This window comes from Mycetocola sp. (genome assembly GCF_046716805.1).
GTDB lineage: Bacteria > Actinomycetota > Actinomycetes > Actinomycetales > Microbacteriaceae > Mycetocola_A.
On the sequence record NZ_JBKJWH010000012.1, the window covers coordinates 40,258 to 49,298 of the forward strand.

Genomic DNA, 9,041 nt, shown 5'->3' on the forward strand with positions numbered 1-9,041 from the left:
CATGTCGACGCTATTCTCGAGCTCCGTGGTGTTCTCGCTGCTCATAGCGTCCACAGTCGCGTGCGTAACGGCTATCGTCCTCGTTTTGGTGATGAGACTCGCCCGGCGCATCCGCGGAAACAGGATACGACGCCTCACCGACCGCATCCGCCCAGCGATACTGCAGACGGCGGTTGCCGAACAGGACGAAATCGACGACACCCTCGCTGTCTTCCGTTCGCTGCGCGGCCGCCTCCGCCGCAGCGCCGAGACGATCGCCACCCGGATGCTCTATGACGTCACGGGCGAAACCCGCACCAACCTCACCCGGATCCTGATCACCTGCGGCACCGTCAAGCGGGCCGTTGCCCGCACGACGAGCACCGTCGCGGTCCGGCGCGCGCGTGCTGCTGAGATCCTCGGGTTGATCGACTTCCCGGATTCCATTCCTCACCTCATCCGGTTGGCCCAGGACGAGAGCCCCGAAGTTCGCTCGGTGGCGACCCGGGCCCTCGGACGAACCGGTCGCCCCGAGGCGATCGCGGCACTGCTTGCCGCCCTGCCGTCGTCGAGCGGAGTCCCCGCCGTCATCGTCGGTTCAGCGCTCCTCGAGGTGGCGGAGCACTCTGCGGCAGCGATCGGCTGCGGCTTCACCGATGACGACCCAGCCGTGCGACGCACGACGGCGATTCTCGCGAGCCACGTCATGAGCCCGGGCGCCACTCCGCGACTCATCACGGCCCTGGCGACGGATGCCGAACCGCTGGTTCGCATCGCAGCGGCACGTTCCCTCATGAGGCTGCAGACACGCGACGCGGTACCGGCGCTCTACGACGCTGCCTCCTCCGAGCACGCAGCCGTCAGCGTGGCGGCCACCGCCGCCCTCGCCACCTTCCCGCCGGCCTGGACGCGGGAGGTACTCGACGACCTCAAGCATCACCCGAATGTCGACATCCGGCGCGCGGCAACAGCAATCCCGATCGGAGGCTGACGTGGACGCGGCTCGCGACATCCTGAGCACCATCTTCGCCATTCTCGCGATCCCGATGCTCGTCTACTTCATCGCCATCAACACCTCGTACCTTGCCCTGATCGGGCTGGCAAGCAGGCACTTCGCGAAGCACATCCGCCGGTCCTCTTTCACCGGCGAAAGGTCGATGGCAGCGTCACCGCTGTCGCTGGGGATTTCCGTCCTGATGCCGGCGTACAACGAAGAAACCGTGATCGTCGCATCCGTTCGCTCGGTCATCGACCTCCGTTACCCCGATCACGAAGTCATCGTGGTCAACGACGGCAGCACCGACGCCACGCTGCAGATTTTGATCGACACTTTCGGGCTCGTGCCTGACGACCGGGAGCACCCGGTGCGCCTCCACGTCCGAGGCCACATCCGCCAGGTCTGGGTGTCCCGTGGCGGCGACTTCGACCTCACCGTCGTCGACAAAGAGAACTCCGGCCGCTCGGACAGCCTCAACGCTGGTCTCCGATTCGCCGAACGCGACCTCGTCGTCATGGTCGACGCCGACTCGCTCATCGACCCAGACGCGCTGCTCAAGGTCTCCAAACCGTTCGCCGACGACCCTGAGAACACGGTCGCGACCGGCGGCGTCGTGCGCGCGGTGAACGGATGCCTCGTCAACCGTGGCCGCGTCGTCGAAGTGGGCATGCCCAAACAGCTTCTCGCCAAGATCCAGGTGGTCGAGTACCTGCGGGCGTTCCTGCTCGGACGCACCGGCTGGTCCCAACTGAACGCCCTCGTTCTCATCTCCGGCGCGTTCGGGATGTTCCGCCGCGATGTGTTGCTCGAGGTGGGCGGGCTGGATGCCGACAGCATCGGCGAGGACTTCGAACTGGTGATGCGGATCCACCGGCTGATGCGTAGGTCCAAGCGCCCGTACCGCGTGACGTTCGTCGCCGAGCCGGTCAGCTGGACCGAAGTCCCGTCGACCATGCGCGTGCTGGCCCGCCAGCGACGCCGGTGGCATCGCGGACTGTGGGAAGTGCTCTGGAAGTATCGCGGTATGACCTTCAACCCGCGGTACGGCGTCGTCGGGATGGTGGCGTTGCCGTTCTACTGGATGTTCGAGCTGCTCGCGCCGCTGCTGGAGCTGAGCGGCCTGATCCTCGTGCCGCTCGGTCTCGCGTTCGGGCTCGTCGACCCCGGCTACGGCCTGCTGTTCCTGCTGGTCTCCTACGCCTACGGCTTCTTCGTCTCCCTCGCCGCCCTCGTTGTGGAGGAGGCGTCCTTCCACCGGTACGACCGCTGGCGCGACCTCGGCAGTTGCATCTGGGCGGCCCTCGCCGAGAACCTCGGCTACCGCCAGCTGACGGCCCTCTGGCGGCTGCAGGGCTGGTGGGCCGCGCTGCGCGGCGCGAAACAGGAGTGGGGCGTCATGACCCGAGCCGGATTCCTCGAAGAACCCGCGGTCACCGTGCGGGAAGTGTCACGGTAACAGTCGTTCCCCGCTGTTCCTCGCTCGCGATGACGATGGAGCCGTTGTGCGCTTCGAGGATCGCCCGGCTCACGGAGAGCCCGAGGCCCATCCCGGGGAAGTGCTCGCGCACCGTCGTCGCCCGGTAGAAGCGAGACATGATCGCCTCGAGTTCGTCGGGCGGCACGCCGACACCGGAATCGGCGATGGTGACGACGACCGAGCCGCCCACCGGTTCGACACGCACATCGACCACGCCCGACGGACTGAACTTGATGGCGTTGGAGACGAGGTTGCCGATCGCCTGCCGCATTCGCGACTCGTCGACCGTCGCCTCCGCAGCATCCGGGGCATGCAGGTGAAGCTCGACCTGCGCATTCCGGGCTGCCTTCCGGAAGCCGTCGAGGACGGTCCTGCACAACTCCCTGATGTCGCTCGGGCGGCGCTCGAGCGTGAGGTCCTGTTCGTTGTCGCTCGCGGTTGCGAGAAGGTCGGTGATGAGCCGCTGGAGCCGTTGGGTGTTGCGGTCGATCACCGAGAGGTGCTGGCGGATGTCTGCGGGGATCTCCCGCTCGTCATCCTCGATGAGCTCCAGGTAGCCGACGATCGACGCCAGGGGCGTCCGCAACTCGTGCGACACCGATGCGACGAAGTCGTCCTTCGCGGCGATGGTCTCCAGGTAGGAGGTGACATCGTTCATGGCGATGACCGTGCCAGCCAGATTCCCCTCCGAGTCGAAGAGGGAACGTGCCGACGCCGAGACCGCGTACTGGCGCTTACCTGGAGCACCGATCCAGACGACCCGGTCGGCGAATTCCTGCCCCCGGAGTGCTCGACCGATGACACCGTCGGCTGCTGCGATCGGAGTGACGCGGTCGGTCTCGTAAAGGAAGCCTCGCGCCTCCAGCTCGGGTCCGATGACACCGGCGTCGACGATCGACGGATGGTTGTGCGCGCGTTGGTTCACGAGAAGCTGGTTGCCGTCGGCGTCGAAGGCGACCACTCCTGTGTCGACGGCGTCGACGATGGCGTCGAGCATCTTCGACGTGTCTTGTTCGCGTCGTAACGCCTCGGCCGCCTTCTTCTCCTGTGCGACCAGGGACCGGATGCTCGCCGTGGTACGTCGGGAGGCCAGACAGGTGCTGGCGGCGGCAACAGCGACGACCGCCGGGGCGAGGAAATTCCGTAGGGCGTGCTCAAGATCAAAAATTTCCTCCCGGCCGCCTATGCCGGGAAGCTCGATGAGGCCAAGGGAGAGAAGCACCGCCACAGCCGCGAAGAGAGGACGTCCCGACCAGCCCAGCCACAGCGCAGGAAGGACGGCCAGGTAGCTGATAGCGTGAACCTGCTTGTCCGGCACGTGCAGCAGGATGATCAGCGCAAGCATGTCGAGGACGGGAACGAGGAGCAGCCAGTCCGAATCGATCCGCCCGAGAATGAAGGCGAGCACGGTCGCGACGGCGATGACGGAGATGGCCATGGCGAACGCGACAGTGTGCAACGGCGTCGCGTCGATGACCACGGCGATGACGATCGCGGTCGCGACGATCAGGACCGTCGCGAGCTGGAACGCGACCTCAGGCCTGAACCCGAACCACCGCGTCCCGAGGAACTCCGGACTGGAGTTTCTCATACGACTGACATCGTCTGGCGGGCGATTTCGAGTTCTTCGTTGGTGGGGATCACCAGCACGGTGACATCGGAGTCGTCGGCGGAGATGCGGCGCGCTTCCCGCGACTTCTCCTCGTTCCGTTCGGGAGAGAGGCGGATGCCGAAAGCCTCAAGTCCGGAGAGGGCGGCAGCGCGCACCGGCGCCGAATTCTCCCCGACGCCGGCGGTGAACGAGATGACGTCGACCGAGCCCAGTTGGGCCAGGTAATTGCCGATGTACCCCTTGAGCCGGTGGATGTACACGTCGAAGGCGAGCGATGCTCGCTCGTCGCCGGCCGCTGAACGGTCAAGCACGTCGCGCATGTCGCCGGCGCCGGACATCCCGAGCAGCCCGCTCTTGCGGTTGAGCATCGTGTCGAGGTCGTCGAAGCTCATCCCCGTCCGGCGGTGCAGGTGGATGAGGACAGCCGGGTCGATGTCCCCGGAGCGGGTGCCCATGACCAGGCCTTCCAAAGGCGTGAGCCCCATCGAGGTTTCGACCGATCGCCCGCCGGAGACGGCGGTCGCCGATGCACCGTTGCCGAGGTGCAAGACGATCTGATTGAGTTCGGCGAGCGGACGGCCGACGAAGGCCGCCGCCTCTTCCGACACGAACTTGTGCGAGGTTCCGTGGAAGCCGTATTTCCGCACCCGGTGTTTGGCGGCGAGTGTGGTGTCGATGGCGTAGCTGTAGGCGGCCGGTGACAGCGTCTGGTGAAACGCGGTGTCGAACACGGCGACGTGCGGAATCTCGGGGAACGCTTTCTGCGCTGCCTCGATTCCCTGCAGGTTCGCCGGGTTGTGCAACGGAGCCAACTCGGAGAGTTCCTCGATGTTGATTCTCACGAGATCGGTGATCAGGGTCGGTTCGAAGAACCGCTTGCCGCCGTGCACCACCCGATGGCCGACGGCGCGAAGCGGATGCCGCGCAAGCGACGGTCCGTTCGCGTCGAAGGCTTCCAGCATGACCCGGAATCCAGCGGTGTGGTCCGGGATCGGGAGACGGCGTTCTGTCGTCTGCGGAGCATCCGACCGGTCGACCGACGGGACGTCATCCCAGGGGATCGTGTGGACCGAGCGCCCCGAACTCTCACCGATCCGTTCGACGAGCCCGGTGGCGAGCATCTGCTCGGTGTCCATGTCGATGAGCTGGTACTTGAACGACGATGAACCGGAGTTGACGACGAGGATGGTGCTCATGCTGGTGCGTCACCTTGCGCCTGGATCGCCGTGATGGCGACCGTGTTGACGATGTCCTGAACGAGGGCACCGCGGGAAAGGTCGTTGATCGGTTTGTTGAGCCCCTGAAGGACAGGGCCGATCGCGACAGCCCCTGCGGACCGTTGCACCGCCTTGTACGTGTTGTTGCCGGTGTTGAGGTCGGGGAAGATGAAGACCGTCGCGCGGCCGGCCACTTCTGATCCCGGCATCTTCGAGGCGCCGACGGCGGCATCCGCTGCGGCGTCGTACTGAATCGGTCCCTCGACGAGGAGGTCAGGGCGACGCGATCGCACGAGAGCGGTGGCCTCACGCACCTTCTCGACGTCGGCCCCCGAGCCCGATTCGCCGGTAGAGTAGGAGAGCATCGCCACGCGCGGGTCGATGCCGAACCGCACAGCCGTCTCGGTGGACGAGATGGCGATGTCGGCGAGCTGGGAGGCATCCGGGTCGGGGATCACCGCGCAGTCCCCGTAGACGAGCACGCGGTCCTGGAGCGCCATGAGGAACACGGACGAAACCACGTTGACGCCGGGTTTCGTCTTGATGATCTCGAACCCGGGGCGGATGGTGTGCGCCGTGGTGTGGGCGGCGCCGGAGACCATGCCGTCGGCAAGGCCGAGGTGCACCATCATCGTGCCGAAGTACGAGACGTCACTGACCTGGTCACGAGCCTGGTCGAGCGTGACACCCTTGTGGGCGCGGAGCCTCGCGTATTCCTCAGCGAACTTCAGGCCGAGCACCGGGTCGTGCGAGGACAGTACTTCGGCGGCGGAGATGTCCAGACCGAGTTCGATGGCCCGGGAGCGGACCTCGAACGGTTCACCGAGGATCGTGAGCTGGGCGACGCCGCGGGCGAGCAACGTGTGCGCGGCGCGGAGGATGCGGTCGTCGTCGCCCTCGGGCAGGACGATGTGTTTGGTGTTCGCCCGAGCCCGCTCGAGCAGCCCGTACTCGAACATGAGCGGGGTGACGACGTCGGTGCGGCTCAACTCGAGCAGCCGGACCAATCCCTCGGCGTCGACGTGCTTCTCGAACAGGGCGAGGGCGGCATCGTACTTGCGCTGGGAGTCGGCGGCGAGGCGGCCGCGGGTCCGGGTGATCGCGACGATCGTGTCGTAGGTGCCGAGGTTCGTCCGGATGATCGGCAACGTCTGCGGCAGCCCGTCGAGGAGCCGCTCGACCGGCTCGGGCAGGTCGAACCCGCCGTTCAGCACGATGCCGGCGATCGACGGGAAGGTTCCCGAGCTCTGCGCCATCATCGCGGCGAGCAGCACTTCGGTGCGGTCCCCGGCGACCACGAGGACAGCGCCCTCGATGAGCCGCGGCAGCACGTTGACCATGCCCATGCCGGCGACGACGACGCCGAGAGCTTCGCGGCCGAGGAGACCGGGGTCGCCCTTGAGTAGCACACCGTCGGTGGCCCGCATGATCGATTCCATGCTCGGGGCGATGAGGTACGGGTCCTCGGGGATCGCCCAGACGGGCACGCCCGGCTCCGCCCTCTCGATCGCCGCGGTGACCTCACCGAGGTGATCGGCGTCGACGCGGTTCGCGATGACGGCCAGGAGGGTGGCGTGGGCGTTCTTCAGTTCGAGGAGGGCGAGTTCGGCGATGTCGCCCATCTGATCGGCACTGCGCGGGTCGGCCTGGCCCAGGCGCTCGCCCGAGCCCTGGTTCGACCGGCCACCGAGCACGAGCAGCACCGGCGCACCGAGGTTCGTGGCGATGCGGGCGTTGTAGCCGAGTTCGGTGGGGCTGCCGACGTCGGTGAAGTCCGAACCGAGGATGATCACGGCGTCGCACTGGGCCTCGACCGCCTTGTACCGCTCGACGATGTTCGACAGGGCGGCGTCGGCGTCCTCGTGGACCGCGTCGTAGGTGACGCCGATGCACTCGTCGTACTCGAGGTCGACGCTGTCATGGCTGAGCAGGAGTTCGACGACGTAGTCGCGCTCGGACGTCGACCGGGCGATCGGACGAAACACGCCAACCCGCTGCACCTGGTGAGAAAGGGTGTCGAGGGTGCCGAGCGCGATCGTCGACTTCCCTGTCTGTCCTTCAGCGGAGGTTATGTAAATGCTTTTCGCCACGGTTCCACCCTACGGCCCTCGACCGGGGCACATTGCTCAATACTGTCGACGCTTCCCGCTGGCCGGTTAGGCGTTGTCAACGCCCGTCTCGGATATCCGCTCCTGGGCAGCACCTGCCCCGTGCCACTGCCAGTTCGCGACCTCCGGAACATCCTCACCGTGGTCACGGGTGTACTGACGGGCACGGAGACGGGCATCCTGCATCTCCTGTCGAAGCCCGGCCGCGGTTGCGGCGAGCTGGGGCACCCGGTCGATCACGTCGATGACGAGCCGGTACCGGTCGAGGTCGTTGAGCATGACCATGTCGAACGGGGTCGTCGTTGTGCCCTCCTCCTTATAGCCGCGCACGTGCAGGTTGCCGTGCCCGGTGCGCCGGTAGGTCAGCCGGTGGATGAGCCACGGGTAGCCGTGGTACGCGAAAACGACGGGCTTGTCCGTGGTGAACACCGTGTCGTACTCGGCATCCGGAAGGCCATGCGGGTGTTCGGATGCCGCTTGCAGACGCATCAGGTCGATGACGTTGACGACGCGCACCTTCAGCTCGGGGAGCCGTTCACGCAGGATGGTCGCCGCAGCGAGTGTCTCCAGGGTCGGCACGTCCCCGGCGCAGGCGAGGACGATGTCCGGTTCGCTGCCCGGCACCTCGGTTCCGGCCCAGTCCCAGATGCCCAGGCCGCGGCCGCAGTGTGCGATCGCCTCATCCATGTTCAGCCAGTTCGCCTGCGGTTGTTTGCCGGCCACGACGACGTTGACGTAGTCGACCGACCGGAGGACGTGGTCGTATGTGGAGAGCAGTGTGTTGGCATCCGGTGGCAGGTAGACCCGCACGACATCGGCTTTCTTGTTGACGACGTGGTCGATGAAGCCGGGATCCTGGTGGCTGAAGCCGTTGTGGTCCTGCCGCCAGACGTGACTCGACAGCAGGTAGTTGAGGCTGGAGACAGGCAGGCGCCACGGTATCTCGCGGGAGGTTTTCAGCCACTTGGCGTGCTGGTTGACCATCGAGTCGACGATGTGGATGAACGCCTCGTAACAGTTGAACAGGCCGTGCCGGCCGGTGAGCAGGTACCCCTCGAGCCAGCCCTGGCACTGGTGCTCGCTCAGCACCTCCATCACCCGGCCGGTGCGGGAAAGGTTGGTGTCGACCGGCAGGAGTTCGGCGTTCCACTGTTTGCCGGTGTGCTTGTAGACGGCCGGCGCGAGGCGGTTGGATGCTGTTTCGTCCGGCCCGAAGATGCGGAAGTTGTGCGGGTTCTCGGCGATCACATCGGCCAGCCAGGTGCCGAGCACCTTCGTCGCCTCCGCCGTCGTCGCCCCGGGCGCAGGCACGTCGACGGCGTAGTCGCGGAAGTTGGGGAGATCCAGGTCGCGGCGGAGGATCCCGCCGTTGGCGTGGGCGCTGGCGCTCATCCGCAGGTTTCCCCTGGGAGCGAGGACGGCGATGTCGTCGCGCAGCCGCCCTTCGGCGTCGAACAGCTCGTCGGGGCGGTAAGAGTTCAGCCAGTCCTCCAGCACGCGGGTGTGGGCATCCGTGTCGCGGGCGTTGGCGAGGGGAACCTGATGCGCTCGCCAGGTGTTCTCAACCGGTTCGCCGTCGATCTCGGCGGGGCAGGTCCAGCCCTTCGGTGTGCGCAGGATGATCATCGGCCAGCGAGGGCGGTCGATTTCC

The 9,041-nt window shown here is 66.4% G+C and carries 5 protein-coding genes and 1 pseudogene; 2 read left to right on the forward strand and 4 right to left on the reverse strand.

What is annotated here, in order from left to right; all coding sequences use genetic code 11:
- Position 1 precedes the first annotated feature (1 nt).
- Both ACLQ62_RS01010 and ACLQ62_RS01015 read left to right on the forward strand, forming a co-directional pair.
- Positions 2-970 (forward strand): HEAT repeat domain-containing protein, encoded by a 969-nt coding sequence (locus ACLQ62_RS01010; RefSeq protein WP_411719797.1) that lies wholly within the window; start codon positions 2-4, stop codon positions 968-970.
- A complete protein-coding gene (locus tag ACLQ62_RS01015; protein ID WP_411719798.1) occupies positions 924-2,432 on the forward strand; it encodes a glycosyltransferase family 2 protein in 1,509 nt (502 codons plus the stop codon). The genes ACLQ62_RS01010 and ACLQ62_RS01015 overlap by 47 nt, the downstream gene beginning before the upstream one ends.
- Here ACLQ62_RS01015 and ACLQ62_RS01020 read toward each other — a convergent pair.
- The 4 genes and pseudogenes from ACLQ62_RS01020 to ACLQ62_RS01035 all read right to left on the reverse strand — a co-directional run.
- On the reverse strand, positions 2,407-4,044 hold the full coding sequence (locus ACLQ62_RS01020) for an ATP-binding protein (RefSeq protein WP_411719799.1): 1,638 nt from the start codon (positions 4,042-4,044) through the stop codon (positions 2,407-2,409). The two genes, ACLQ62_RS01015 and ACLQ62_RS01020, sit on opposite strands and share 26 nt — an antisense overlap.
- Positions 4,041-5,261: an acetate/propionate family kinase gene (locus tag ACLQ62_RS01025; RefSeq protein WP_411719800.1), complete on the reverse strand. Its 1,221-nt coding sequence runs from the start codon at positions 5,259-5,261 to the stop codon at positions 4,041-4,043. Before ACLQ62_RS01025 ends, ACLQ62_RS01020 begins: the two co-directional genes overlap by 4 nt.
- Positions 5,258-7,372: a phosphate acetyltransferase gene (gene pta, locus ACLQ62_RS01030; RefSeq protein WP_411719801.1), complete on the reverse strand. Its 2,115-nt coding sequence runs from the start codon at positions 7,370-7,372 to the stop codon at positions 5,258-5,260. Before pta ends, ACLQ62_RS01025 begins: the two co-directional genes overlap by 4 nt.
- A gap of 66 nt (positions 7,373-7,438) precedes the next feature.
- A pseudogene (locus tag ACLQ62_RS01035) lies at positions 7,439-9,041 on the reverse strand (phosphoketolase); the annotation flags it as partial.